Origin of the sequence: Actinokineospora spheciospongiae (assembly GCF_003182415.1) — a bacterium.
Taxonomy (GTDB): domain Bacteria; phylum Actinomycetota; class Actinomycetes; order Mycobacteriales; family Pseudonocardiaceae; genus Actinokineospora; species Actinokineospora spheciospongiae.
This window is the reverse complement of record NZ_QHCP01000005.1, coordinates 603,844-627,387: the sequence shown is the minus strand read 5'-3', so window position 1 is coordinate 627,387 and position 23,544 is coordinate 603,844. Positions and strand designations below refer to the sequence as shown.

Here is a 23,544-nt window from a genome sequence, read left to right as displayed (position 1 = left end):
ACGTCCTCAGTGGACACGGTCCGGGGGAGCTCCGGGGCATGGAGGACTCCCCCGGTCCGGTGCGCTAGTCCGACCCGGTGATGACCTGGGGTGCGACCCTCAGGGCCTCCTCGTGCTCCTGGACCACGGTGTACTTGCGCTGGTGCTCCTTGTCGGGCTCACCGGCGGGCCTGGCCCCGCCCACAGCACCCATCGGTGCGGCGCCCGGCGTGCCACCACCGGCTCCGGGGGTCCGCACCGGCTGCTGCCTGTTCTCCGGGCGGGCGGTACCGGTGTCGCGCCCGGTGCCGACCCTGGCACCGGGAACGGGGGTCGAACCGTTGGCGCCCAGCGGAACGCCACCGCTGAGGGCAGTGGTGGGAACCCCCGCTCCGCCAGTGGACACCCCGCCGCCGTGGGCTGCCGGGCCGGAGGTCGCCGGGACGCCGCTGTGGGGCGGCGGGACCAGGCCCGACAGCCGGGTGGTGGAGTCCGGCGAGGCGCCCAGGGCGCTCGGCATGGACACCCGGCTCGGCGCGGGCGCGTCGATCGGGGCGAACGGGCCACCCGGCGCGGGTGCCCCGCTCGGCGCGGTCGCGCCCTCGAACGAGGGCGCACCGCCACCGGGCGAAGACTTCTGGGCCGCGGATGCGTTGCTGCCCGCGGTGTTCCCGGTCCCGGCTGCCTCCTCCACGGCGTCGGCGGTGCTCGCGGCTCCGCTTCCCCCCTGCTGACCGCCGCCGACCGCCGCCTGGTTCTCGGCGCTGACGCTCTGCCCGCTGATGCCCGACAGCGCCTGCTCGATCAGCTCCACGACGGCCATGCCGCCCTGCACCAGCTTCATCAGGTTCTCCCCGCTGGCCACCAGCGCCGCCAGCTTCGCGGCGATGCGCAGCGCGTACTCCACCGCGATCCCCACGCACGGCGGGATGGCCTCCACGACGCTCTGGCCGAAGGTCTCCCCGGCCCTGGCGATGGCCTGGGTCAGGATGGGGACGATCTGTGCGACGGCCTCGGCGATCAGCTCGGTGACCTCGGCGATGGCCTGGGCCACGACCTGGCCCGCGCCGATGATCGCGCTGCCCACCCCGGTGCTCGCCTCGCCCAGGCCCGCGATGCCGTCGGCGTGCTGGTTCGCGGCCTGCCGGTACTCGTCGGCGGCCGCCCCGGTCCAGCCCGCGGTCTGGGTGGTGGCCGACTGCCGGTACTCCTCGGCCACCCCGCCGATGCTCTGCCCGGCGTCGCCGAAGTCCCGGGAGCCTGCGGAGACCGAGCTGCCGTTGCCGCCCTGGAGCTGGGTCAGGCCCTCGCCGAGGAACGACACGAGCGGCATGAACCAGCCCAGGCCCGCCGCGGCGAGGCCGCCGAGCGGGTTGAACGCCGTCTCCAGCAGGCCCAGTGGGGCGCCCGGCACGCCGAGGCCGGGGGCGACCCACCCCTTGGCGCGCACGGCGGCGTCGGTCGCCTGGAGTTCGGTGACCATCCGGGCGGTGTCGGTGTCGGGCATCAGGGGTACTCCCGGGTCAGCGCGGAGGAGTTGTCCTCGTCGGTGTGCTGGTAGTCGGCCGCGGTGCGGGTGATCCCGGCGCCCACCTCGGCGGCCGAGGACGACGCGCTGGTGATGGTGTTGGCGGTCCGGGTCATGGCGCCTTGCAGGCCGGTGGCGAGGAACTGGGCGAACAGGCCGAGGGCGAGGTCGGCCAGGCCGCTGGGCAGCCCGCCGCCGATGGCCGAGAGGCGGTCGGCGACGTCGTCGACGCTGCGGGCGTGCCCGTGCAACTGGTCGGCGTGGACGTCGAACCGGGTCATCGGGTTCTCGGTCATCGGGTGATCTCCGGCGGGTTGGCGAAGTAGTCGTCGTCGTCGCGGTCGCCGGTCGGGCGCGCGCCCGCGGGCAGGTGCTGCTTGATGACCTCCAGCGCGGGGCCCTCGCCGAAGCACTCCTCGGAGATCCGGGCGATCTGCGCGCTCGCCGCGTGCCGGGCCTTGCGCGTGGTGTCGAGGATCAGCCGCGCCAGCTCGTCGGATTCGAGCGTGCGGGCCGAGGGCGTGAGGGTGAGGTCCTCCAGGACGCCGCCTGCGCCGACCCTCACCCGGACCTCACCGCGCGGCGAGGCCGCCGTGGCGCCGACCCTGCGCAGGCGCGCGTCGGCCTCCTCGGCGCGCGCGGCCACCTCGGTCAGGCGCTTGTCGTACTGCGCGAGCCACTCTTCAGGACCCATCGTCTTCCCTTCCGGCGATCGTGGCACAGGCGGTGAGCGCGAGGCCCAGGTCGCTGTGCCGCAACGAGTTGACGCTGCTCCACCCGTCCTCGGCGCGGTCGACCCGCACCCGGCCGCGTGGTCCGTCCAACCAGGACAGTTCGGTGCCTGCCCTGGCGGTGGCGGGCAGCGGTGCGCGGCGGTTCGCGCCGAGCTGGCCCGCACCGGTCAGCTCGGGCAGCAGCAGGCCGAGTTCGTCGAGCGCGGCGGGGTCGGAGCCGTCCGGCGGGACCGTGATCGGCATGGTCACGGCGGCCTCCACCTCGGGCACGAGCCGCAGCAGCTCCTCGGCCAGGGTGTTCTGCGCGACCCGTCGGACGCGCACCCCGTTCGTCGCCGGGTCGCCGGTGAACCGCTGGGCGCAGATCAGCGCCCAGGACCGGTAGACCACGCCGACGACGCCGACCGCCCCATCCGGGCCCGCCAGCACCAGGTCGACCGTGCCCCGGTACCGGCGCAGCGCGGTGACCACCTCGGCCGCGATGCCGAGCGGCCCGCGCTCGCCCGCCAGCCCGCGCGAGCGCAGGGTCACCCCCGCGGCGGCCAGCAGCACCTCCCGCTCCCCGGCGATCCGGCCGAACTCCGGCACCCGCAGCGGGAACGGGAACCGCGCACCGGCGTGGGTGGCGAGCAGGTCCAGCTCCACCAGCCCGAAGTCCACCCCGGCGGCCGCGCGGGTCGCGGGCGCGGCGCTCACCTGTCCGTCTCCCGGCTGGTGAACCGCCAGGCGATCTCCCGCTCGTCGTCCTGGTAGCGGCCCACGGTGTCGTTCAGTGCCCGGTGGTAGCCGGCCAGTTCGCCGTCGGCGGCGCTGACCTCGCCGGTCAGCCCGGTGGGCCCGGCCGCCTCGCGCAGCCGCGCCGCCAGGTGCAGCGCGGGCGGCGAGGTGCCCAGCAGCGGCCTGCGCTCGGCCAGCCGCCCGGCCGAGGCCACCAGCCCGCCGGTCTGGTCGCCGATGTCGACCAGCGACCTGACCTGCCCGATCAGCGTGTCGGTCAGGACCTCGATGCCGGGTTGGGTCGGCTTCCTAGAAACCACTGTCCTGCTCCTTGTCTGCGGCGCCGCCGATCACGGGACCACTGGCGCGCTGGTCCAGCGCGAACAGCCCGGTGTCCACGTTCGGCAGGCGGGTGCGGTGGTCCTTCTCCTGGTCGCCGTTGGCGGGCCGGGCGCCCACGGGCGGGGCCATGAGGCCGCCCATGCCCGCCGCGCGCTTGGCGGCGGCGTCGGCCGGCGCCGCGCGCTCGGCGGCCAGCAGGCCCTGCACCGGGCCGACACCGGCCGTCCGGCCCGGGTCGGGCAGCCCGCCCGCACCGGAGCCGGGCGGGGTGCCGCCGACCAGCCGGGACCACGGCACGCCACCGGTGCCGCCCCGGCCCACCGACGACCCGGCGCCGATGGCCGACGCGGCGCTCGTCGCGCCCGGGGACCCCACCGGCTCCTCCGCGCCCGTCTCCGCCACCCCGCTCACCTCGTACGACCTGGGCGTGGTGGCGCCGGAGCCCGCGGGCACGACCTGGGTGCCGCTGTGGTTCAGGCTCGCCTCGTAATTGCGCATGACCCCCACCGCCTGGGCCTTGGCGACCCCGGCAACGGCGTCGGCGGTGAAGATGCGGGCGCCGCCGATCAGCACCGCGTGCAGCGGGTTCAGCGGTCCGGCGCCGACCGAGCTGGTCACCAGGGTCATCGGGTCGGGCGGCGGCGGTGGCATGGTGTTGCGCGCGGTGGCCAGCGCGGCGCCCGCGTCGTCGGCCGCCTTCTGGACCGTGCTCGCCCGGGCGCCCGCGTTCCACACCCGGTCCGACAGCTCGGCGAGCCGGTCGGCGGCCTGCCCGGCGGCCGGGCCCTGCCAGTTGGCGCGCAGCGCGTCCGCCTCGCGGCGCAGCGCGTCGGCGAACCCGGTCAGCGCGCTGCCGTGGCGCCCCCACTCGGCGGCCACCGCCCCGACGTCACCGACGTCGGCGCCCTCCCAGAGCATCCGGTGCAGTTGCTCGTGGCTGTAGGCGTTCCAGTTGGTGCCGCCCGGGGGGACCGGGGTCCCGAAGAACTCCGCCCACACGCTGTCCAGCGCGTCGGTCAGGGTCCGGGCCAACGTCCCGAGCGGTCCGCCCGGGCTCAGCACCGAGGTGACCGCGCCCGCCAGGTCCTCGACAGTTTCGAACACGGGCGCAACGGTGCCGCGAACCCGGGCCCGCCCACCAGGACATCGACCGGCCATCCATGTCCGCAGGCGGGAAACCGCAGGTCAGGTGTTGCTCAGGTGGGCTTGGAGGCGGGCGTGCCGGAACTGGTGGACCGCGCCGACCTGGCGCAGCACCCCGCGCCTGCACGCGTCGTCGAGGAAGGCCGCCACCGACCACGGCAGCCGCCCGGTCAGCGGCAGCCACACCCTGGCGAACACCAGCCACTGCCCCCACGCGGTGACGCAGGTGCTGATCGCGAGCCCGATCAGCGGACCGATCATGAGGTCGAACGGCAGCGCGGCCGGGTCGAGGTGCCCGACCGCGAGGGCGACCATCAGCACGTGCGCGACCCCGAGGACGAGCCCCCACCCGAGGAACCCGGCCACCACCATCCTGCGGTTGGTGCGCAGCAGGTCGGTGGGGCCCACCGCGGACCTGATGTCCATCGGCGCCTCCAGCCCGGCCAGCAGGCCCCAGCCGAGGCCGGTCAGCGCCCCCATGCCCAGGCCGGTCGCGAGGCCGCCGGGGAACCCGGACCCGACGATGCCCAGCGGGTTGTGCCCGGCCGCGTTCCCCAGCCCCAGGACCAGCCCGGCGCCGACACCGCCCGCCAGCCCGGCCAGGAGCCTGGGCGCGAACCGGGCCCGCAGCCGCCGGAACCCGCCCCGGGTGCGCAGCCGGATGCGCGCGGGCGCGAACGGGCCGCCCTCGATCGCCAGCCCGACGCCGTGGCCGAGCGCGAAGGCCAACCCGAAGCCGACCCAGTTCTCCACCGCGATCAGCAGCGGGTTCACCGGCTCCCGCCCGGCAGCGGGCGAGCCGACCAGCCAGAGCAACAGCCCGCTGACCAGCCCGACGACCAGGCCGGACAGCGCGCCCAGGATCACCATCCGCAGGCCGCGGCGGGTGCCGGCGCCCAATTCCCACCAGGCGAGGTCGTGGGTGCCGAGCCGGTCGAGGTGCCGGGCGAGGTGGCCGAGCCAGTGGCGCACCCGCTCCGGGTCCCACCGGGTGTCCGGGTCGCGGTAGACCGTGGGGATGAAGCTGCCGAGCAGGTGGTCCTCCAGCGCGTGCTGGCTGCCGAACCGCTCGGTGTCCAGCAGCACCGACGGGTCGGGCCCGGCCGGGGCGCTGTGGGTGGCGCGGGCGAGGCCCACCATCAGCGGGGTGGTCAGGACGGTGCGCAGGTTCGCGCTGGCCGGGCGGCCGGGGTGGTCGCGCAGCTCGGCCAGGACCGGGTCCCACGCGGTCGCGTCGCCGTCCTTGCGCGTGGTGCGCGGCAGGTAGTCGATCAGGTCGGTCACGGTGAGGTCGGTCAGCCGGACCGCCGCGGCGGCGGTCAGCGCGTCGGCCCCGGCCACGGCCGCGTACTCACCGGGGCGGCTGGTCACCAGCAGCGGCAGCGTCGTGGCGTTGAGCGCGTCGAGCGCGGCCCGGTGCAGGCCAGCGGCGAGTTCGTCGAACCCGTCGAGCACCGGCAGGACGCGCCCGGCCTCGACCAGCGTGGTCGCCAGGTCGGCCTCGTCGCGACCGGCCGCAGCCAGCCCCGGGTGGTCGCGCAGGAGCTGCCCGGCGAGCCAGTCGCGGAAACCGGTGGTGGTCGGGTTCCAGGACCCGAGACCGAACACGACCGGCACGGCCTCCCCGCGCTCGCGGGTGCCCAGCACGTCGAGGACGAACCGCGCGGCCAGCACCGACTTGCCCGACCCCGCCCGACCCAGCACCACCAGCCGCCCGGACGGGACGCGCCGGTACACCTCGGTGATCTCCGGCAGGCGCCCGGCCAGGTCCAGCGGCCCGGCCGAGGCACCTGGCGAGGCCCGGCGGATGTTCTCCCAGTGGTCCATCACGCCCTCGGGTGCGGCCTGCCAGCGGACCGGCAGCGGGAACGGGTCGTGGATGCGCCGCAGTTCCTCCTCCCGCCCCAGGCGCGCACCGACCGCGTGCGCGAGGTCGTCGGCCGCCTCCGCCAGGAGGCGCTCGAACGCCGACTCCGGCGGGGAACCCACGACCACGGGCGGCTCGGACGGCCGCACCTGCTCCGGCGGGGCGTCCCCCACCGGCACCCGACCATCGGCGACGGCCAGCATCCCGGCCCGCTGGTCCGGTTCGAGGCGCAGCGCGTCTGCGAGCAACCGCACCGTGCCCACCTGCGGGTTCGCCCGCTCACCGGTCTCCAACCGGCGCACGGTCCGCACCGACAAACCGGAGTTCCGGGCCAGGTCCTCCTGCGTCAACCCCGCCTGCAACCGCAACTGCCGGAGCAGCGCGCTGAACTGGCTCGTCACGGGTCGCACCCTAGCCGGCGCGGACAGTCACCCCGGCCGGGTTGGTGATTTTCGGGCGGGAAAGCGCCGATCGGCCGTCGTTCCCACTCACCTTCGGCGAAGAACCGGCGCACACCTTCCCGCGCGCCCCCGCAGTGCCTACGGTTCACCCCACAACCACACCTGATGCCGTCGGGAGCCCCAGTGCGTCGTGAGATCGTGAAGAGGTCGACGGTGCTGACCGCGGCACTGGCCGTGGGCGCGTCGGCCTTCCTCGGCCCCCAGGCGTTCGCCGGGCAGGCCGCGGTGCCGGTGGCCGTGGCGGGCACCAGCGCGTTCGCCAAGGGGCCGGACCCGACCGAGCAGTCGATCCAGGCGCAGCGGGGCCCGTTCGCCACCGCGCAGCGGACGGTGCCGTCGGAGGCAGGCCGGGCGTTCAACCGGGGCACCGTCCACTACCCCACCGACACCTCCCACGGCACCTACGGCGCGGTGGTCGTCAGCCCCGGCTTCTTCGGCCCGGAGTTCAGCGTGGCCTGGTACGGCTCCACGCTGGCCTCGCACGGCTTCGTCGTGCTGACCCTGGAGACCAACTTCCTGTTCGACCAGCCCGACGCCCGCGCCACCCAACTCCTGGCGGGCCTGGACTGGCTGGCCGCGCGGTCCCCGGTCAAGGACCGCGTCGACCCGAACCGCCTCGCGGTCATGGGCCACTCCATGGGCGGCGGCGGCACCCTCATCGCCGCGAGCAGGAACCCGGCGCTGAAGGCCGCCATCCCCCTGACGCCGTGGAACACCTCCCCGGACTTCAGCACCGTCACCGTCCCCACCCTGGTCCTCGGCACCGACAACGACACCGTCGCCCCCGTCGCCCGCCACGCCGACCCGATGTACGCCTCCCTGCGCGACAAGCCCGACGAGGGCTACGTCAAGCTCAGGGGCGACCACTTCACCCCCATCCGCTACACCGCCGCGGCCACCCGGTTCATCGTCCCCTGGCTCAAGCGCTACGTGGACGAGGACACCCGCTACTCCCGGTTCCTCTGCCCGCTGCCCGCCCCGGACGCGACCCTCGTCAGCTTCGAACTCCGCTGCCCGGTCTGAGCCGCGCCCCGCACGGCTCAGCCGCGCGGCAGGGTCGAGTAGAGCGTGGCCAGGGCTTCCCAGTGGCGGTTCTCGGCGTCGACGTCGTGGGTGGAGTTGTCGGGGACGGCGAAACCGTGGTGGGCGGGGTAGAACTCGACGGTGTGCGCGACGTCGGCCATGGTCAGGGCGTTGTCGAGCAACTGGGCCTGGTCGGCGGTGAAGGAGCTGTCGTCGGCGGCACCCGCGACGTAGACGGTGGCCTCGATGCCGTCCGCGGCCAGGTGCGGGCTGTCGGGGTCGTCCTCGACGGCGAGCCGACCCCCGTGGAAGGAGGCCGCGGCGGCGACCTTCCCACCGAGGGCGGTGGCGGCCAGCAGCGACATCCGGCCGCCCATGCAGTAGCCGGTGGTGCCCACCCCGGGGCCGACGACCTCCGGCCGGGCCAGCAGGAAGTCGGCGTAGGCGCCCGCGTCGGCGATGATCCGTTCGTTGGTCAGCTCACCCATGAGGCCGAAGAGGCGGGCGCGCTCGTCCGGGTCGCTGAAGGCGGTGTCCATGTCGAACGGCTCCCAGTGGCCCGCCCGGTGGTACACGTCCGGCAGCAGGACCGCGAAGCCGGTCTCGGCGAGGCGGTCGGCCATGTCGCGGAACGTCTCCCGGGGGCCACCGGCGTCCGGGAACACGATCACACCGGGCCAGGGGCCGTCGCCCTCGGGCAGGTGCAGGGTGGCCTCGGCGGTGCCGTCGGGGGTGTCGATCTGGACGTCCTGTCGCATTCTGCTGTCTCCCTGGGGGCATCGGCTCCCCCATCCGGGGGCCGGGTCCATTCTGGCGCAGCCGGGACCGCACCCGCTCGCCGAAGCGCGGCGGACCGATCCAAGTGGACTGTCGCGCGGGCGTCAGCGCCGCCCCCCGCGCGCGGGGGGCGTGCGGTTCGACGCCGGGAAGAGGTTCCGGCCGGTGAACCCGCCTTCCACGCACTCGACGTAGGACCGGGCCACGACGCGCGCGGGCACACCCGTCAGCTCGGCCATCCCCAGAGCGACCTGGGTCTCCCGCACCCAGCCCGGGCTGACCACGTTGACGCGGAGGCCCCTCGGCAAGTCCGGCGCGGCCGCGCGGACGAACCCCTGCAACCCCTCGTTCACCAGCACGCCGACCGCACTGCCCGGCGCCTGCCGACCGAAGTCACCCGCGGTCAGCGTGATGGAACCGCCGTCCCGCAGGTGCGCGATGGACCGCGACACCAGCATCGCCTGACCGATCAGCTTGCCCCGCAGCGCTTCCCCGAGGTGATCACCGGTCAGCTCCCCGAGCGCCACCGAGCGCGCGTGCGCCGCCACGCACACCACCGCGTCCACCCCGCCGACGACGTCGAACATCCGGTCGACGGAAGTGGAATCCCCGATGTCCACCGGGACGCCGCTCTCCCGGGACGCGCGCACCACCTCGTGCCGGGGTTCCAGCGCCTCGACCACCGCCGCACCGATCGTGCCCGACGCACCGATCACCACCACCCGCATCCGCCCACCCCTCCTCGACGAGTCGGACCACCCGCCCGACGACCACCACCTTCGCAGTGCGGCGGAGGCGCTGCCCAGACCCGGTCAGGGGTGGTCCCGCCGTGGGTGCACCTGGCAGGTGCAGGCGAAGTCCCGCGGGCGAGGGCATGATCGAAGCGTGGACCAGCGATCGGAACTCGGCGGATTCCTGCGGTCGAGGAGAGCCCGGACCAGGCCCGAGGACGTCGGCCTCCCCGCGTACGAACGCAGGCGGGTCCCCGGCCTGCGGCGCGAGGAAGTGGCCCGGCTGACGGGCATCAGCGTCGGCTACTACACCAGGTTGGAACAGGGTCACGGCGCCAACGTGTCCGACTCGGTCCTGGATTCACTCGCGGGCGCACTGCGGCTGGCCCCGGACGAGCGGACCCACCTCCGCAGCCTGACCCGCCCCGGGCGCAAGTCGCCCATCCGCGCCGCACCCGAGCACGTGCGCGACAGCGTGCGACTGCTGGTCGATTCCCTCGGCCACCTCCCGGCGCTCGTGCTCGGCCGGTCCGGTGACGTGCTGACCTGGAACCGCCTCGCACACGCCCTCCTCGCCGGACACCTCCCCCGCGAAGCACCGGAACGCGTCGACAACCGTCCCAATTGGACGAGGTTGTTCTTCCTCGACCCGCGCACCCGCGAGCTGTTCTCCGACTGGCCGGAGAAGGCGAAGGACACCGTGGCGGACGTCCGGCTGGCACTGGGCGCGCACCCCGGTGACAGCAGCCTCGCCGAACTCGTGGGCGAACTCCTGGGGAGGAGCACCGAGTTCCGCACACTGTGGTCCGAGCACCCCGTCCGGCGCTGCACCTCCCACAACCGCGAGTACCACCACCCGGTCGTCGGCGACCTGACCCTGTCCGACGAACTCCTGACCCTGCCGGACGACGACGGCCAGCGGCTGGTCGTGTTCAGCGCGGACCCGCGCTCCCCATCCGCGGCGGCACTGGCCCTGCTGGCCGAGAACACGCAAGGACAAGGTGGTCAGCAGGCGGTGGCGCTGCTCGCGGGTGGGTGTTGACGACCGCCCGTCGAGACGGTCACCCGTGACCGGCGGCCGTTGCCGGTTCGGCGGAGGCGGCGCGCGGGGCGGGGTCGATGGTGAGGAACAGGTCGCGCAGCAGGGCGGAGAGCCGGTCGCGGGATCGTGGGCCGATCCGGTCGACGAGTTCGGCGGTCGCGGCGGAGTGGGCGCGCTCGCCGTCGCGTTCGTGACGCTGCTCGTGATCGGGACGGACCTGTTCGTGGTGTCCCCCTGCTGCCCGCGATCGCGGTGGAGTACGGCGTGTCGACCGGGGTGGTGGGGATGTCGGTGACCGCGTTCTCACTGGCCTACCTGGTCGGCGCGCCGCTGGGCGGTGCCGTGGCCGACCGGGTCGGCAGGCGCGGGGTGCTGGTCGCCGGTCTGACCGGTTTCGCGCTGGCCAACGCCCTGACCGCGGTGGCGGTCCGGGTCGGGGTATGTTCGCGGGATGGCTGATGTAGAGGTTCGGGACGTGGTGGAGTCGAGGCGGTTCGAGGCCGTGGTGGACGGGCGGGTGGCCGGGTTCGCGGAGTACATCCGCGGCGAGGGGTTGGTCGTGTTCCCGCACACCGAGGTCGACACCGCCTTCGAGGGGCGGGGGGTGGGCAGCGCGTTGGCGCGGGCCGCGCTCGACGACGCCAGGGGGCGCGGGGCGGCGGTGCTGGCGACGTGCCCGTTCATCGCCGGGTGGATGCGGCGGCACCCGGAGTACCTGGAGCTGGCCTACCAGAACCGGAGTTCGGTCAGCGACTGACGCCGTGACCGGCTCCGCGCCGGTCACCCGGGGGACGAGGGGCACGCCGACCGACCGGATGAGCGAGGCGCTGGGGCTGCGCACCGACGGGTCCGCGCAATCGCTTGCGCAGCGCGACAAGCACAAGATGGTCGACACCGTCCGCGCGGCAGGCCCGGCCGCCGCGGACCAAGTCCGCGAGGTGCTGGTGCAGAGCCACCTCGCGGGCACCGAGTACATCGTGGACACCGTGAGCGTCGACGGCCGCGCCCACGGCGCCACGACAAGCACCTACTGCCCGACGGCAGGCCGATCCACGACCGGGACGTGCTGCTCGCCCCCGACGACCCGGTGTGCGATCCGCTCATCGCCTACGCGGAGGACGTGCTCGCGGCCCACGGTGTCCACAACGGACCTGCCCACTCCGAGGTCATCGTGACCGGTGGCGGACCCGTCCTGGGCGAGGCCGGGGCCCGCTCAACGGCAACATGCACCCCGCCTTACACGACCTGTGCTCGACGCCGACCACCGCGTCATCGACTCCCTTCGCGAGGGTGTGGTGGCCACGGTGGGGATGACGGCGGTCGCCGTGCTGAGCGCGATGAAGGGCGTGTGGGCGGGTGACGAACCCGCCGTCGCGGGCAAGGGGTGGGACGCACCGGTGCTCGCCCGATCCGGGGGTCCGGGCGAGCACCGGTGGTCTCAGGAGGACATCACCAGTTCGGCGCGCTCCCACACGCGGTGCAGGCCCACCGACTTGATCAGGTCCGCGGTGAACGTCTTCACCGGCTTGTCCCCGAGCACGATGCCGGGTGCGGTGGTGTCGATGCCCGCCGCGGTCAGCACCTGGTCGCCGTCGCCCCAGGCGGCGATGGTCTTGCAGTGGCGGAAGGCTTCCTGGAGCAGGATGGTGAGCTTGATGTCGCGGAAGGCGCCCAGGCCCGCGGCGACCACCACCGCGTCGAACTCGACGGAGCGGGTGGTGAGCAGGGTGCGCTCGACGATCCGGGTGGTCTTGCCCTTGGCGATGACGCCGCCGGTGGGGGCGATCACCCTGGCGATGGCACCTGCGGCCTCGATGGCGTTGGCCAGCTTCTCGACACCGCCCAGGTCGGCGCCGGGTCCGGCGAAGATGCCGATGACCCGACCGGTGATCGGGCCCGGGCCGGGCGGGATCTGCGACAGGGCCGGGGAGGGCACGACCTCGGCGGCGGGCTTGCCCTTCGGGGCGGGCAGGCCGAGGCCCGCGGCGACCGCGACGCACAGGTCCTCGTCGACGTTGGCCAGCACGGAGAGGGCGCGTTCCTTGATCGCCTGCTCGTAGCACTTGCCCAGCTCGAAGGTGAACGCCTCGACGACGTGGACCTGCTCGACCTTCGACAGGCTCCGGTAGAACAGGGTGGCCTGGGAGAAGTGGTCGTCGAACGACACCGGGTTGGCGCGGACCGCCTCGCCCTCGATGTGGCGGGGGCGGTGGACGTAGGCGCCCTCCTCCTCCGCCGCCACGCGCGGCAGGCCCTGGTCGACGCTGTTGGGCAGGTAGGGGGCCTGGCCCTGGTGGATCGCGGTCTGGTGCATGCCGTCGCGCAGCATGTCGTTGACCGGGGCGTGCGGGCGGTTGACCGGGAGCTGGGTGAAGTTCGGTCCGCCGAGGCGGGTGAGCTGCGTGTCCAGGTAGGAGAACAGCCGCGCCTGCATCAGCGGGTCGTTCGTGACGTCGATGCCGGGGACGAGGTTGCCGGTGTGGAAGGCGACCTGCTCGGTCTCGGCGAAGTAGTTGGTGGGGTTGCGGTCGAGGGTCAGCCGCCCGATGATCTGGACCGGCGCCAGCTCCTCCGGGACGATCTTGGTGGGGTCGAGCAGATCGATGCCCTCGAAGGTCTCGTCCTCGGTGTCGGGCATGACCTGGATGCCCAGGTCGTACTCCAGCGGCGCCCCGGCCTCGATGCCGTCGGCCATGTCGCGGCGGTGGAAGTCGGGGTCGGCGCCCGCGGTGATCTGCGCCTCCTCCCACACCAGCGAGTGCACCCCGGCGACCGGCTTCCAGTGGAACTTCACCAGCGCGGTCTCGCCGTCGGCGTTGACCAGGCGGAAGGTGTGGACGCCGAAGCCCTCCATGGTCCGGTAGGAGCGCGGGATGGCGCGGTCCGACATCGCCCACAGCACGTGGTGGGTGGCCTCGGTGTGCAGGGTGACGAAGTCCCAGAAGGTGTCGTGCGCGGTCTGCGCCTGCGGGATCTCCCGGTCCGGGTGCGGCTTCCCGGCGTGGATGATGTCGGGGAACTTGATGCCGTCCTGGATGAAGAACACCGGGATGTTGTTGCCGACCAGGTCGACGTTGCCCTCGGCGGTGTAGAACTTCACCGCGAACCCGCGCGTGTCGCGCACCGTGTCGGCCGAGCCGCGCGACCCCAGGACCGTGGAGAACCGGGTGAAGACCGGGGTCTCGCGGCCCTTCTCCGCCAGGAACGGGGCCTTGGTGACCGACGCGGCCCGCCCGTTGGCGACGAACGTGCCGTGCGCGGCGGCGCCGCGGGCGTGCACGACCCGCTCCGGGATGCGCTCGTGGTCGAAGTGGGTGATCTTCTCCCGCAGGTGGAAGTCCTCCAGCAGGGTGGGTCCGCGGCGCCCGGCCTTCAACGAGTGGTCGGTGTCCGGGAGCCGCACGCCCTGCGCGGTGGTGAGGAATTCCCCCGCCTGGGCGCGGTTGTCCTCGCCGATCGTGCCGAGGAGTTCGGTCTTCCCGGTGGGGCTGGTGGGCTTGGGAGCCGCTTGGTCACGCTGGCGCTTCGGGGGCACAGTTGCACTCCAACATCGGTGTTCGGTTCGGGATGCGGGTGGCCCCGTGGCCGTCGGGGGTTCGTGCTCCCCGGGCGGACCGGCGGCACCACCCGGGATTGCGGTCGGTGCGGGCGCGGAAGGTCGTGGGCTGGCGGTGGGACGTCCTCGGGGCGCCTGCCTGTCGGCCCGACGTTCCGTGCCTGCCGGGTACCCGTGATCGAGTACGGCAAACGGCGCCATCGGGACCGCTCGGGGGTCACCCGGTCGGGACGGTGCCACGCGGGTTGGCGAGCCGCACCACACCACTTACACTGTCGTCATCGTGACGACAACAGAAGAGTCATCGAAAGGATGACGAACATGGCACAGGGTGCGGACGCGGTGCTCCGGGCGCTGCTGCGCGACCTCGACGACGCCAGGGCGGGCACGGCCGACGCCGAGTCGCTGCTGGGGGCGTTGACCGCGCTGCGGAACCTGCGCGAGCGGATGGCCGGGTGGGAGCCCGAGCTGATCGGGGCCGCGCGGGCGGCGGGGACGAGCTGGGCGGAGCTGGCGCCCGCGCTGGGCGTGACCAGCAGGCAGGCCGCCGAGCGGCGCTACCTGCGGTTGCAGCCGACCGAGGGCGAGGAGACCACCGGTGAGCAGCGGGTCCACGCCCGCCGGGACCAGCGGGCGGGCGACCGGGCGGTGTCGCGGTGGGCGCAGGACAACGCCGGGGTGCTGCGCGCGCTGGCCGCGCACATCCACGGCCTCGACGACCTGGGCGGCACCGCCAGGGAGCACGCCGACCGCCTCGGCACGGCCCTGGGGGACAACGACCCGGAGCGGCTGCTGGCCCCGCTCAGCGATGCCCGCACGCACCTCGGGGACCACCCGGAGCTGACCGACCGGCTGGACTCGATCACCGAGCAGACCGCGCGGCTGCGCCGGGAGGCCGCCGCGGCACGACGCGGCGGCACGCGGCCCTGACACCGAGGAACGCCACGCATTCGGGAGGTGCGGCGAATTCGGTGGCGGTGCTCAGCGGGGGGAGTCTTCGATCGGTGTGCCGATGATTTCCAACCGATCGGTGAGGTCAACGAGGGCTGCGAGCAGACCCAGGCCCAAGCGCTGCTCGACCGGCGAGTCGTATCCGATCTCCTCGTAGAGGGCGCACAACTGATCGCGGGCGATCTCCCGGGGCGAGGGGCGTTTCCTGAGCACGCCGGGTATTTTGACACCGCCACCCCGCGCAGACCAGGCTTGCGCGGAATCGGCAGGATCACATGTTCCCGCGCTCCGATGTCAGGTGGCGGAATCCACAGCTTCGTGAATACCGCCACCTGCGGCTTTCAGGGGGACTCGGGGCGCTGTTCGCGCAGGGTTTCGTTGAGGCGCTGCGCCTCGTGCAACTGGTCTTCCAGTGCGATGATGCGGCAGGCGGCGTCGAGGCCGGTGCCCTGGTCGACGAGTTCCCGGACGCGGGCCGCCACCCGCAGTTGGTGCCGGGAGAACCGCCGGTGGCCGCCGGTGGACCGCTGCGGTTCGATCAGGCCCGCCTCGCCCAGGCTGCGCAGGAAACCGGGGGTCGCCCCGATCATCTCCGCCGCCCGGCCCATGGTGTAGGCGGGGTAGTGCTCGTCGTCGAACCTGTCGGCCGCACCGGGGGCGGCCGAGTCTCGCTGGTCTGGGATCATCGAGCCTCCGCACGGGTAAAGGGCCCCGGCGCTGTGCGCCGGGGCCCGCAAGGAATCAGGTTTCACCATTGACAACCGGTCTCGCAACCGGACTGAAGTACCCGTGCCCGTCCAGAGGACGGCGTTTCCGGGGATCGCTTGTTGATAACCGAGAACCACCTGCCAATCTGATGGGACTGCGGTACCCGCACGGCGTGGGACAACCGTCGCGGGCGATCCAATGATGCCACCCTTCCTTTCTCTCACATTACCTGGACATCACTTGCCGGTACTGCAACTGCACTTTCACCAGCATTACTGAAACTGCGGTACTACAACTGCCTGGTATTGCAACTTCGATACTGCATCTTGCGGTGTTCAACTGCACTTTCGCACTGCAACTGTCGATATTGCGACTTCCGGTGTTCCCACTTCTGCACTGCTTGTCTCACTTCACGGGCAGTTCCGTCATCTCCCGTGCCGGTCAGACCTTGTCTCTCTGGCTACGAGAAGAACACTACACCGGACCGCCAGCAATGTCTACCTCAGCCAGCACAGATTTTGTGGCACGACCGGCAGATGCACGCTGACCAGGCATGACGCCCGACCCAGGTCACCCGTCGGAGTGGTCCGGGCCCAGGAAGCCCAGCAGGGCGCGGGCCAACTGCTCGGGCGCCTCCTCCGCCACGTGGTGCCCGGACTCGATGCCCACCCCGCGCACGTCCGGCGCCCACGGCCGCCACACCCGCACCACGTCGCCGTAGAGGTCGACCATGTCGTCGCGGGTGGACCAGGCGACCAGCACCGGGCAGGCGACGACGCGACCCACCGCCCGGTCGGCGTCGTCGGCGGCGCGGTCGACGCCCAGGCCCGCGCGGTAGTCCTCCAGCATCGCCCGGACCGTGGCGGGGTCGTGGACGGCGCGGCGGAAGTCGGCGAAGTTCTCCGCCCCCAGCGCCTCCGGGGTCGCCCGGTCGCCGACGCCGTACCAGCGGTCGGGGTCGGCCAGGATCGCCCGCTCCGGGATTTCCGGCTGGGCGAAGAAGAACCAGTGGTACCAGTCGTGGGCGAACTTCGCGTCGCAGCGGGCCAGGGCCTCCCCGATGGGGACGCTGTCGAGGACGGCCAGGGCCGTGACGGCCGCCGGGTGGTCCATGGCGAGCCGGAACGCCACGTACGACCCCCGGTCGTGGCCGACGACCGCGAACCGCTCGTGCCCCAGCACCGACATCAGCGCCCGCACGTCGGCCGCCATGGCGCGCTTGCTGTACGGCGCGTGGTCGGCGGTGGTCGGCGGCTTGTCGGACTCGCCGTAGCCGCGCAGGTCTGGGCAGACGACGGTGTGCCGCTCGGCGAGCAGCGGGGCTACGCGGTGCCAGGTCGTGTGGGTGCGGGGGTGCCCGTGCAGCAGCACCACGGGCGGCCCGTGGCCGCCGTGCCGCACGCGCAACACGACCCCGCCGACATCGATGCGCTCCAGCGCGAACCCGTCGAACACACCGCCGAGTGTGGCCCACCGGTCAGCGCGGGGCCAGGGCCGCGGTGGAACGCGTGGCGCCCGCGGCGGCGGGACGGCGCCCGGAGCCGGGTGGTCGCCGTCCCGGCCCGCTCAGCCGTGCAGGTCGCGGTAGGCCGCCGCCGCGCCCGGGTGCAGGGGGACGGGGGCGGTGGTGATGAGCGAGCGCAGGTCGAGGTACTGCGTGCCGACCGCCGACGGCGGGATGAGGTCCGGGGCGGCGCGCACCAGGACCCGGGCGACCGCCGCGGCCACGTCGTCGGGCAGGGCCGGGGAGGTGAGCAGGAGGTTCGCGACGCCGATGGTGGCGACGGCGGCGCGGTGGCCGTAGGTGCCCGGCGGCACCACCACCCGCTGGTACACCGGCCCGTGCGCCAAGCGCAGCGGTGCCAGCGCGGCGGTCAGGTCGAGCAGCCGGATCGGGCGGGCGGCGGCGAGGGCGACCAGGGCCGGGGTGGGCACGCCACCGGACCACAGCAGGGCGTCCAGCCTGCCCGCGGCGAGGTCGGCGGCGGCCTCGGTGAGCGAGCGGTGGTCGACCGCGGCGGTGACGCCGCTCGCGGCGAGCAGCCGCTCGCCGAACAGGGCGGCGCCGGAACCGGGGGCGCCCAGGGAGATCCGCCGACCGGCCAGGTCCGCCACCGCCCCGGCCGGGTCCTCCTCGGCCACCACGAGCTGCATGTAGTTCTCGTACACCCGGCCGATCGCGCGCAGCGGCAGGGGCGCGGGGAACGGCGGCCCTCCCCCGGTCGCCGTGGCCGCGCTGTCGGCGAGGACCAGGCCCAGGTCGGCGCGGCGGTCGTGGACGAGTTCGAGGTTGCTCCGGGAGCCGTCGGTCGGCCGCACGGACGCGCCGAGGTCGGCGTCGAGCCGGGCGGCCAGCAGCGAGGCGAACTCCACGTAGAAGCCGCCGGGCTCACCCGCGGCGACCACGAGCGACCGGGCCGGACCGCGGTGGCCGCCCACCGCGCGACCGGTGAGCCCGGCCGCGCCCGCGCCGACCGCGCCGAGCCCCAGGGCGGCCAGGCCCAGCCGCAGGGCCGAACGCCGGTTCACCCGGTCACCGCCGGGAGGTCGAGCAGCACCACGAGACCGGGGTGTCCAGGGTGGATGGTCATCCGGCCGCCGCGGGCGGTCACCAGGCGCTCGGCGATGGCCAGGCCCAGGCCGGACCCGGAGCCGGAACCCGAGCGCCAGAAGCGGTCGGTGAGCCTGGGCAGGTCGGCCCCGGCCACCCCGGGGCCGTCGTCGGCGACCCGCAGCCGGACCCGGTCCGCGTCCACCGAGCCCGTCCAGCGGACCGCCGCACCCGCGCCCGCGTACTTGATCCCGTTGTCCAGCAGCACGTCGAGCACCTGCGCCAGTTCGGATTCCGCGCAGCGGACCGGCAGCGCCGCGACCGGCCCGGCGGGCCCGGCGAGGGTGATCCCCGCGTCGGCCGCCGCGGCGTGCCAGGCCTCCAGGCGGTCGGCGAACACCAGGGCGGCGTCGCAGCGGGCGTCGGTGGCCGCCGCGGCGAGGTCGGTGGCGGCGCTGTCCGCCGAGGCGAGCGCGAGCAGCCCGTCCAGCAGGGCCTGGAGCCGGTCCACCTCGGCCACCACCGACGCGTGCGCGCCACCCGGGTCGGTGTCGGTGAGCGCGTCCAGGCGCAGCCGCAGCGCGGTCATCGGGTTGCGGAGCTGGTGGGAGGTGTCGGCGACCAGGGCGCGCTGCCGGGCGGCGGACTCGGCCAGCGCGTCGGACATCCGGTTGAACCCCTCCGCCAGCCCGCGCAGCTCCGGTGGGCCCGCCACGACGTCGACGTGCGCGCGCTCCCGGCCCGCGGTGACCGCGTGCACGCCGTCGGCGAGCTGCGCCACCGGTCGCAGCACCCAGCGCGCCAGCCGCACCGCCAGCAGCGCGCACGCGGCCGCCGCCGCCAGCGCGGCCCCGAGCACCACCGCCCACCGCGCGGTGATGTCCGCGACCGCCGGACCCACCGACGAGCGCAGCACCACCGCACCGGAGACCCGGTTGCCGGTGCCGACGGCCTGGCCGAACAGCAGGTCCCCGCCCGACCACGGCCGCAGGTCGTCCGGCGCGGGCCGGGGCTGGTTGCGCAGCGCGGCGTCCACCGCGGCCACCACCCCCGGCTCGGTCGCACCCATCCCCGCCTCCACGACCACCTGCCTGCGGGCGTCGACCACCACCACACCGTCACCGAACACCGCGGTGTGCGCGAGCACCTCCGCGCGGAGCCGGTCCTCCGCCTCCGCCGCGCGCAGCACGTCCGTCGACCCCTCGACGACGGCCTGCTGGGCGAGGGTGGCGAAGCGGGCCAGGTCCGCGGTCCGGGAGCGGGCGAACTCGCCGGTCCGGTTCGCCGCGGTGCTGCCCAGCAGCGGCACCGCGAACCCGGCCACCGCGAGCACCGAGAACGCCAGCAGCACCAGCAGCAGTCGCCGCCGCATCAGCCGTCAGCCACGTCGGGCACACCAGGCTCCCCTGTCCGGACCGGTTCGGGCACCAGCATGGCAGGGCCCGGCTCAGCCGAAGCGCTCCACCAGGTCCGACACCAGCAGCACCAGGAACAGCGCCGACGACGCGCCGAGCAGCAGGTTCGACAACCAGCCGGAGCGGCCGTCGCGCTCGATCCGCTCGGAGTTCAGCAGCAGCATCAGGGTGATCGCCAGGAACGGCATGAACACCGACCCGAGCAGGCCGTAGACGAGGGTCAACCCGAACGGCTTGTCCAGGAACAGCAGCACCATCGGCGGGAACGTCAGCCACAGCAGGTAGCCGCGGAAGGGCAGCGACCGCTCGACCGCCGACGCCCGGTACCCGGCGGCCCGCTCCGGCTCCACCTCCACGACGGCCTCCTCACCGGCGACCACGGCGGCGGCGCCGACGTCGGCCTTGCGCCCGTGCGGCAGCCGGATCGTGCGCGTCAGGTCGGCGAACAGCAGGCTCACGCCGTTCCACACCCCCAGCAGCGACGACGAGGTCACCGCCAGGAACCCGATGAGGAACAGCAGCCGCGCCCAGTCGCCGTAGCGCTCCCCCAGCGCCGTGCCCAGCACCAGCAGCCCGCTGTCGGACTGGGTCAGGTTCTGCCCGAACAGGACGGTCGAGCCGACGATCAGCATGGCCACCACGAAGATGCCGGTCATGACGTACCCGACCGCGTTGTCCAGCCGCATCATCGACAGCCAACCGGTGCCGCGCCAACCCTTGGCGAACATCCAGTACCCGTAGGCGGCCATGGTGATGGTGCCGCCGACCCCGCCGATGAGCCCCAGCACGTACACCGTCGAGCCCTCGGGCAACCGCGGCACCAACCCGTTCGCCAGGTTCCCCAGGTCCGGGGCGACCAGGACCGCGATGGACACCACGGACACGAACTTGAACAGCACCAGCACGGTCATGAACTTCTCGAACACGTGGTAGCGCTGCAACCACACCAGCACCAGCCCCACCACGCCCGCGATCATCGCCCAGCCGCGCACCGGCAGACCGCCGAACAACGCGTTCAACGGCAACCCGACCGCCGACATGGCGGTGGCGCCGTAGACGAACCCCCAGATCACGATGTAGGCGGCGAAGAACCCGGTGGCCCAGCGGCCCAGCCTGCGCCAACCGTCGAGCAGGGTGGACCCGGAGGCCAGGTGCCAACGGCCCACGCCCTCACCGAGGGCGAGCTTGAGCCCGGTGCCCAGGACGGCGGCCCACAGCAGCAGGGTGCCGTACTCGGCACCGGCGACCATGGTGGCGATCAGGTCCCCGGCGCCGACGCCGGTGGCCGCGGCGAGCAGCCCCGGGCCGAGGCCGCGGAACCTGGCCCTTCCGGTGGGCGGGGCGACCTGCGGTGACGTTTCCATGGCTCCTGCTCCTCGTTGCGCCGGAGTTGCCGTGCCGACGACCGTAGGCGGGGGGCCGGGGGCGCCAGGCCGATCTTCACAGTTTCTTAGGACTCTCGCGCTGCGGCTGTTCCGGGCGGCCTGTGCCTGTGCCTGTGCTTCGAGCCCGGGGTTTGGTGGGTGTGCCCGGGGTGGATGTGTTTCGCCGCGCGCTTCGGCTCAGGCCCGGTCTTGGTGGGGGTGCCCGGCTGGGTGGATGTGCTTCGCCGCGCGCTTCGGCTCAGGCCCGGTCTTGGTGGGGGTGCCCGGCTGGGTGGATGTGTTTGGCCGGGGCCCCTATGGCGATCATGTGCTCCAGTGCGTCAGGTGGGGCTGAAAAGATGCCCCACCGCCCAGGCAGGCTGTCACATGATCGCCACCCCCGGCCAAACACATCCACCCACCCGGGCCTCTGCGTAGCCGGGCTGGCGGTTGCGGGGGTGGTCGGCCTGCGTGCAGGACCTCCACCCACCGGGCATGTCCGTAGTCGGGCCGGCGGTTTTCGGGGGTGATCGGCTGGGCTGCTGCGCCGGTGGGGTTCGGGGTGGCTGGCAGTCGAGCCTGCGGCTGGTGGGGTGGTCGGCTGCTGCGCCGGTGGGGTTCGGGGTGGCCGGTTGTCGGGCCTGTGACTGGTGGACGGGCCGGCGGTGTGATGGGTGGTCGGCGGCTGCGCCTGTGGGTTCGGGATGGCAGACAGGCGGGGCTGCGGCCGGTGGGGTGGCGGCCCTGGAGTTGCGGTGGGTCGGGGCTGCGGTGGGTCAGCGGCCGAGCCGGTAGCCGAAGCCCCGGACGGTGGACAGCAGTCCGGGCCGGGCGAGCTTGGTGCGCAGCGAGGCCAGGTGGACGTCCAGTGCCCGCGACACCGCCACGGTCGCGTCTCCCCAGACCTCGTCCAGTACCTGTTGCCTGCTCACCGCGACCCCCGACCGCCGGGCCAGGGCGGCGAGGATGTCGTACTCCTTGCCGGTCAGCGTCAGTTCCGCACCGGCGACGCTGACCCGCCGGGCCGCCAGGTCGACCCGCAGGTCCTCCACCTCGACCACCTCCGGGACACCGCCCCGGGCGGCGGCTCGGCGGGTCACCGCGTCGATCCGGGCCAGCAGTTCGGCCAGGCGGATCGGTTTGACCAGGTAGTCGTCCGCGCCCGAGCGCAGGCCGCGCACCACGTCCCGCTCCGTCGAGCGCGCGGTCAGCACCAGCACCGGGACGTCGGAGGCGCGGCGCAGGTCCCGCAGCACCTCCAGGCCGTCCCCGTCGGGGAGGGTCAGGTCGAGCAGCACCAGTTCCGCGCCGGGGCGCAGTCCGGGCACCTCCGCCGCCCTGGCCGCGCGCACCACCCCGTGCCCGCGGGCCACCAGCGCGTCGACCACCGCCGCCGCGACACCGTCGTCGTCCTCCACCACCAGGATGCGCATCGAACCTCCGGGGCACAGGATGCCCCAGCCCGGCCGCCGCCGGAGGCGGTTCCCCGTGACGTGTCGGGCGTGGGACGCGCGGATGGACCAGTGGGACGACAACCGGCGCCGGGACCGGTCGACCCGGAGGGCGGTGTCGACTGCCTGTTGACCGCGATCAGCCGCGCACCCTGGGGACGGTCGAGGTGGACGTCCCCCGGCGGCTCAGTCGACGGCCATCTCGCCGAGGAGGGACCACTCGGTGCCGGGGGCTTCGACGTTGACGATGCGCGGGGTGGCGGCCAGGTAGGGCGGGAGGGTCTCCTGGGCGGCCTTGAAGTGCGCGGAATTGACGTGGGCACCGCCTGCCCCACCGTCGCGGAAGGCTTCGACGAGGACGTACTCGGTGGGGTCGTCCAGGGAGCGGGACCAGTCGAACCAGAGGCAGCCGGGTTCGGCGCGGGTGGCCTCGGTGAACTCGCGGGAGAGTTCGGGCCACCGGTCGGCGTGCTCGGGCTTGATCGCGAACTTGGCGGTGATGAAGATCATTTCAAGCAACCTCCACTCGGGAATCGACTCCAGGATGCCATTTCCGGCGCTCACCCGTCGGACGGCACCAGCAGCCCCGGGCGCCAGGAGTGGTGGGCCGGAACCGTCAGCCGCCGCCGCAGGTGATCAGGCGGCGAAAGCGTGGGGTTCCATGGCGTTCCTGGGTGGGATCACGGTTCGGAGCGGGTCAGCCGCACGGGGCGAGGAGGGTGGTGGCGAGCAGGAGCGCGTACGCCTGCCCCTCGCTGACCGTGTCGCCGCCCTGGTCGCGTGTGTGAACAGTCGATTTCCGGTGACAGGAGGCGGACCGGGGCCGCTCCGGGACCACCGCGAGTCGGCCGCGTGCCGCGCAGGCGCGTGTACGCTCGCGGCATGGTCTCGGTGGGGATGCGCCTGCGGTTGCTGCTCGCGCTGTTCCTGCCTGCCCTTTTCGTGGTGCTGCCGACGACCGGGGGTTCCGGGGCGGCGGCCTCCGCCGTGGGCCTCGGGGTGATGGCCGCCGCGGTGGTGTGCGCCGTGGTCGTGGTGGGGCTCGTGGTGGCGGTGGCGCCCGCCGGGGTGCGGGCGATCAGCCTGCGCGAACGGGCGCGGCTGGTCTCCGCGGTGCGGTTGCGGGACCCGGACGCGCGGGGGCGGACTCGGCCCAGGGCTCCGTCACGGGGTGGCGCGACCGCCTGAGCAGTGCGTCGAGGTC

Annotated in this window: 25 protein-coding genes; 7 read left to right on the top strand and 18 right to left on the bottom strand. The window is 73.8% G+C overall.

What is annotated here, in order from left to right; translation table 11 throughout:
* Positions 1 to 64 precede the first annotated feature (64 nt).
* The 7 genes from DFQ13_RS17080 to DFQ13_RS17050 all read right to left on the bottom strand — a co-directional run bounded on the left by DFQ13_RS17080 (position 65) and on the right by DFQ13_RS17050 (position 6,711).
* Positions 65 to 1,486, bottom strand: a complete 1,422-nt coding sequence (locus DFQ13_RS17080; protein WP_110080472.1) for a WXG100 family type VII secretion target — start codon at positions 1,484 to 1,486, stop codon at positions 65 to 67.
* On the bottom strand, positions 1,486 to 1,803 hold the full coding sequence (locus DFQ13_RS17075) for a type VII secretion target (RefSeq protein WP_110080471.1): 318 nt from the start codon (positions 1,801 to 1,803) through the stop codon (positions 1,486 to 1,488). Before DFQ13_RS17075 ends, DFQ13_RS17080 begins: the two co-directional genes overlap by 1 nt.
* A complete protein-coding gene (locus tag DFQ13_RS17070; RefSeq protein WP_110080470.1) occupies positions 1,800 to 2,201 on the bottom strand; it encodes a YbaB/EbfC family nucleoid-associated protein in 402 nt (133 codons plus the stop codon). Before DFQ13_RS17070 ends, DFQ13_RS17075 begins: the two co-directional genes overlap by 4 nt.
* Entirely contained in the window at positions 2,191 to 2,937 is a 747-nt protein-coding gene (locus tag DFQ13_RS17065) for an ESX secretion-associated protein EspG (RefSeq protein ID WP_181400013.1), read from the bottom strand. Before DFQ13_RS17065 ends, DFQ13_RS17070 begins: the two co-directional genes overlap by 11 nt.
* Complete coding sequence (locus tag DFQ13_RS17060; protein ID WP_035278284.1) at positions 2,934 to 3,278, bottom strand: hypothetical protein; 345 nt, start codon at positions 3,276 to 3,278, stop codon at positions 2,934 to 2,936. Before DFQ13_RS17060 ends, DFQ13_RS17065 begins: the two co-directional genes overlap by 4 nt.
* The gene (locus DFQ13_RS17055; protein ID WP_181400012.1) at positions 3,268 to 4,404 is read right to left on the bottom strand and encodes a WXG100 family type VII secretion target; all 1,137 of its coding nucleotides are present in this window, start codon (positions 4,402 to 4,404) and stop codon (positions 3,268 to 3,270) included. The genes DFQ13_RS17060 and DFQ13_RS17055 overlap by 11 nt, the downstream gene beginning before the upstream one ends.
* 81 nt (positions 4,405 to 4,485) lie before the next feature.
* Complete coding sequence (locus tag DFQ13_RS17050) at positions 4,486 to 6,711, bottom strand: helix-turn-helix domain-containing protein (protein WP_110080468.1); 2,226 nt, start codon at positions 6,709 to 6,711, stop codon at positions 4,486 to 4,488.
* 183 nt (positions 6,712 to 6,894) lie between these two features.
* Between DFQ13_RS17050 and DFQ13_RS17045 the strand changes: the two genes are divergently transcribed.
* Positions 6,895 to 7,794, top strand: coding sequence for a dienelactone hydrolase family protein (locus DFQ13_RS17045; RefSeq protein ID WP_233438446.1), 900 nt, complete (start codon positions 6,895 to 6,897; stop codon positions 7,792 to 7,794).
* A 17-nt stretch (positions 7,795 to 7,811) separates the two neighbouring features.
* On the opposite strand, the gene DFQ13_RS17040 is transcribed toward DFQ13_RS17045, so the two are convergent.
* Positions 7,812 to 8,552 (bottom strand): dienelactone hydrolase family protein, encoded by a 741-nt coding sequence (locus DFQ13_RS17040; protein ID WP_110080466.1) that lies wholly within the window; start codon positions 8,550 to 8,552, stop codon positions 7,812 to 7,814.
* Between the two features lie 123 nt (positions 8,553 to 8,675).
* The gene (locus tag DFQ13_RS17035) at positions 8,676 to 9,299 is read right to left on the bottom strand and encodes a short chain dehydrogenase (RefSeq protein WP_110080465.1); all 624 of its coding nucleotides are present in this window, start codon (positions 9,297 to 9,299) and stop codon (positions 8,676 to 8,678) included.
* Positions 9,300 to 9,456: 157 nt separating this feature from the next.
* Here DFQ13_RS17035 and DFQ13_RS17030 point away from each other — a divergent pair, with 157 nt between their 5' ends.
* The 4 genes from DFQ13_RS17030 to DFQ13_RS17015 all read left to right on the top strand — a co-directional run bounded on the left by DFQ13_RS17030 (position 9,457) and on the right by DFQ13_RS17015 (position 11,519).
* On the top strand, positions 9,457 to 10,344 hold the full coding sequence (locus tag DFQ13_RS17030; RefSeq protein ID WP_110080464.1) for a helix-turn-helix domain-containing protein: 888 nt from the start codon (positions 9,457 to 9,459) through the stop codon (positions 10,342 to 10,344).
* 264 nt (positions 10,345 to 10,608) lie between these two features.
* Positions 10,609 to 10,803 (top strand): MFS transporter, encoded by a 195-nt coding sequence (locus DFQ13_RS17025; protein WP_219994475.1) that lies wholly within the window; start codon positions 10,609 to 10,611, stop codon positions 10,801 to 10,803.
* Entirely contained in the window at positions 10,796 to 11,101 is a 306-nt protein-coding gene (locus DFQ13_RS17020) for a GNAT family N-acetyltransferase (RefSeq protein ID WP_110080463.1), read from the top strand. The genes DFQ13_RS17025 and DFQ13_RS17020 overlap by 8 nt, the downstream gene beginning before the upstream one ends.
* A 4-nt stretch (positions 11,102 to 11,105) precedes the next feature.
* Positions 11,106 to 11,519, top strand: a complete 414-nt coding sequence (locus DFQ13_RS17015) for a hypothetical protein (protein WP_181400011.1) — start codon at positions 11,106 to 11,108, stop codon at positions 11,517 to 11,519.
* Positions 11,520 to 11,782: 263 nt separating this feature from the next.
* Here DFQ13_RS17015 and DFQ13_RS17010 read toward each other — a convergent pair whose 3' ends face one another.
* Complete coding sequence (locus DFQ13_RS17010; protein WP_110080462.1) at positions 11,783 to 13,879, bottom strand: catalase; 2,097 nt, start codon at positions 13,877 to 13,879, stop codon at positions 11,783 to 11,785.
* Positions 13,880 to 14,221: 342 nt separating this feature from the next.
* Between DFQ13_RS17010 and DFQ13_RS17005 the strand changes: the two genes are divergently transcribed.
* Positions 14,222 to 14,830, top strand: a complete 609-nt coding sequence (locus DFQ13_RS17005; RefSeq protein WP_110080461.1) for an HSP18 transcriptional regulator — start codon at positions 14,222 to 14,224, stop codon at positions 14,828 to 14,830.
* A 51-nt stretch (positions 14,831 to 14,881) separates the two neighbouring features.
* Here the strand turns inward: DFQ13_RS17005 and DFQ13_RS17000 are convergent, their stop codons facing one another.
* From DFQ13_RS17000 to DFQ13_RS16965, 8 genes are all read right to left on the bottom strand, one after another.
* A complete protein-coding gene (locus tag DFQ13_RS17000) occupies positions 14,882 to 15,064 on the bottom strand; it encodes a hypothetical protein (protein ID WP_110080460.1) in 183 nt (60 codons plus the stop codon).
* 128 nt (positions 15,065 to 15,192) lie between these two features.
* Positions 15,193 to 15,537, bottom strand: coding sequence for a MerR family transcriptional regulator (locus tag DFQ13_RS16995; protein ID WP_035278266.1), 345 nt, complete (start codon positions 15,535 to 15,537; stop codon positions 15,193 to 15,195).
* A 592-nt stretch (positions 15,538 to 16,129) separates the two neighbouring features.
* The gene (locus DFQ13_RS16990; protein ID WP_110080459.1) at positions 16,130 to 17,014 is read right to left on the bottom strand and encodes an alpha/beta fold hydrolase; all 885 of its coding nucleotides are present in this window, start codon (positions 17,012 to 17,014) and stop codon (positions 16,130 to 16,132) included.
* A 111-nt stretch (positions 17,015 to 17,125) separates the two neighbouring features.
* Positions 17,126 to 18,088, bottom strand: coding sequence for a TAXI family TRAP transporter solute-binding subunit (locus DFQ13_RS16985; protein ID WP_110080458.1), 963 nt, complete (start codon positions 18,086 to 18,088; stop codon positions 17,126 to 17,128).
* Positions 18,085 to 19,482, bottom strand: a complete 1,398-nt coding sequence (locus tag DFQ13_RS16980; RefSeq protein ID WP_110080457.1) for a sensor histidine kinase — start codon at positions 19,480 to 19,482, stop codon at positions 18,085 to 18,087. Before DFQ13_RS16980 ends, DFQ13_RS16985 begins: the two co-directional genes overlap by 4 nt.
* Before the next feature lie 75 nt (positions 19,483 to 19,557).
* Positions 19,558 to 20,889, bottom strand: coding sequence for an Nramp family divalent metal transporter (locus DFQ13_RS16975; protein WP_110080456.1), 1,332 nt, complete (start codon positions 20,887 to 20,889; stop codon positions 19,558 to 19,560).
* 776 nt (positions 20,890 to 21,665) lie between these two features.
* Positions 21,666 to 22,322, bottom strand: a complete 657-nt coding sequence (locus DFQ13_RS16970; RefSeq protein ID WP_110080455.1) for a response regulator transcription factor — start codon at positions 22,320 to 22,322, stop codon at positions 21,666 to 21,668.
* Positions 22,323 to 22,526: 204 nt separating this feature from the next.
* Positions 22,527 to 22,850 (bottom strand): putative quinol monooxygenase, encoded by a 324-nt coding sequence (locus DFQ13_RS16965; protein ID WP_035285935.1) that lies wholly within the window; start codon positions 22,848 to 22,850, stop codon positions 22,527 to 22,529.
* A 372-nt stretch (positions 22,851 to 23,222) separates the two neighbouring features.
* Between DFQ13_RS16965 and DFQ13_RS16960 the strand changes: the two genes are divergently transcribed.
* The gene (locus DFQ13_RS16960; RefSeq protein ID WP_035285961.1) at positions 23,223 to 23,528 is read left to right on the top strand and encodes a DUF6412 domain-containing protein; all 306 of its coding nucleotides are present in this window, start codon (positions 23,223 to 23,225) and stop codon (positions 23,526 to 23,528) included.
* The last annotated feature ends 16 nt before the right edge of the window (positions 23,529 to 23,544 follow it).

Excerpts from the sequence above, each read along its gene's own strand:
- DFQ13_RS16970 (WP_110080455.1), bottom strand. The coding sequence starts at position 22,322 with ATGCGCATCCTGGTGGTGGAGGACGACGACGGTGTCGCGGCGGCGGTG.
- DFQ13_RS17075 (WP_110080471.1), bottom strand. The coding sequence starts at position 1,803 with ATGACCGAGAACCCGATGACCCGGTTCGACGTCCACGCCGACCAGTTG.
- DFQ13_RS17035 (WP_110080465.1), bottom strand. The coding sequence starts at position 9,299 with ATGCGGGTGGTGGTGATCGGTGCGTCGGGCACGATCGGTGCGGCGGTG.
- DFQ13_RS16995 (WP_035278266.1), bottom strand. The coding sequence starts at position 15,537 with ATGATCCCAGACCAGCGAGACTCGGCCGCCCCCGGTGCGGCCGACAGG.
- DFQ13_RS17005 (WP_110080461.1), top strand. The coding sequence starts at position 14,222 with ATGGCACAGGGTGCGGACGCGGTGCTCCGGGCGCTGCTGCGCGACCTC.
- DFQ13_RS17020 (WP_110080463.1), top strand. The coding sequence starts at position 10,796 with ATGGCTGATGTAGAGGTTCGGGACGTGGTGGAGTCGAGGCGGTTCGAG.
- DFQ13_RS16980 (WP_110080457.1), bottom strand. The coding sequence starts at position 19,482 with ATGCGGCGGCGACTGCTGCTGGTGCTGCTGGCGTTCTCGGTGCTCGCG.
- DFQ13_RS17080 (WP_110080472.1), bottom strand. The coding sequence starts at position 1,486 with ATGCCCGACACCGACACCGCCCGGATGGTCACCGAACTCCAGGCGACC.
- DFQ13_RS16965 (WP_035285935.1), bottom strand. The coding sequence starts at position 22,850 with ATGATCTTCATCACCGCCAAGTTCGCGATCAAGCCCGAGCACGCCGAC.
- DFQ13_RS16960 (WP_035285961.1), top strand. The coding sequence starts at position 23,223 with ATGGTCTCGGTGGGGATGCGCCTGCGGTTGCTGCTCGCGCTGTTCCTG.
- DFQ13_RS16975 (WP_110080456.1), bottom strand. The coding sequence starts at position 20,889 with ATGGAAACGTCACCGCAGGTCGCCCCGCCCACCGGAAGGGCCAGGTTC.
- DFQ13_RS17040 (WP_110080466.1), bottom strand. The coding sequence starts at position 8,552 with ATGCGACAGGACGTCCAGATCGACACCCCCGACGGCACCGCCGAGGCC.
- DFQ13_RS17070 (WP_110080470.1), bottom strand. The coding sequence starts at position 2,201 with ATGGGTCCTGAAGAGTGGCTCGCGCAGTACGACAAGCGCCTGACCGAG.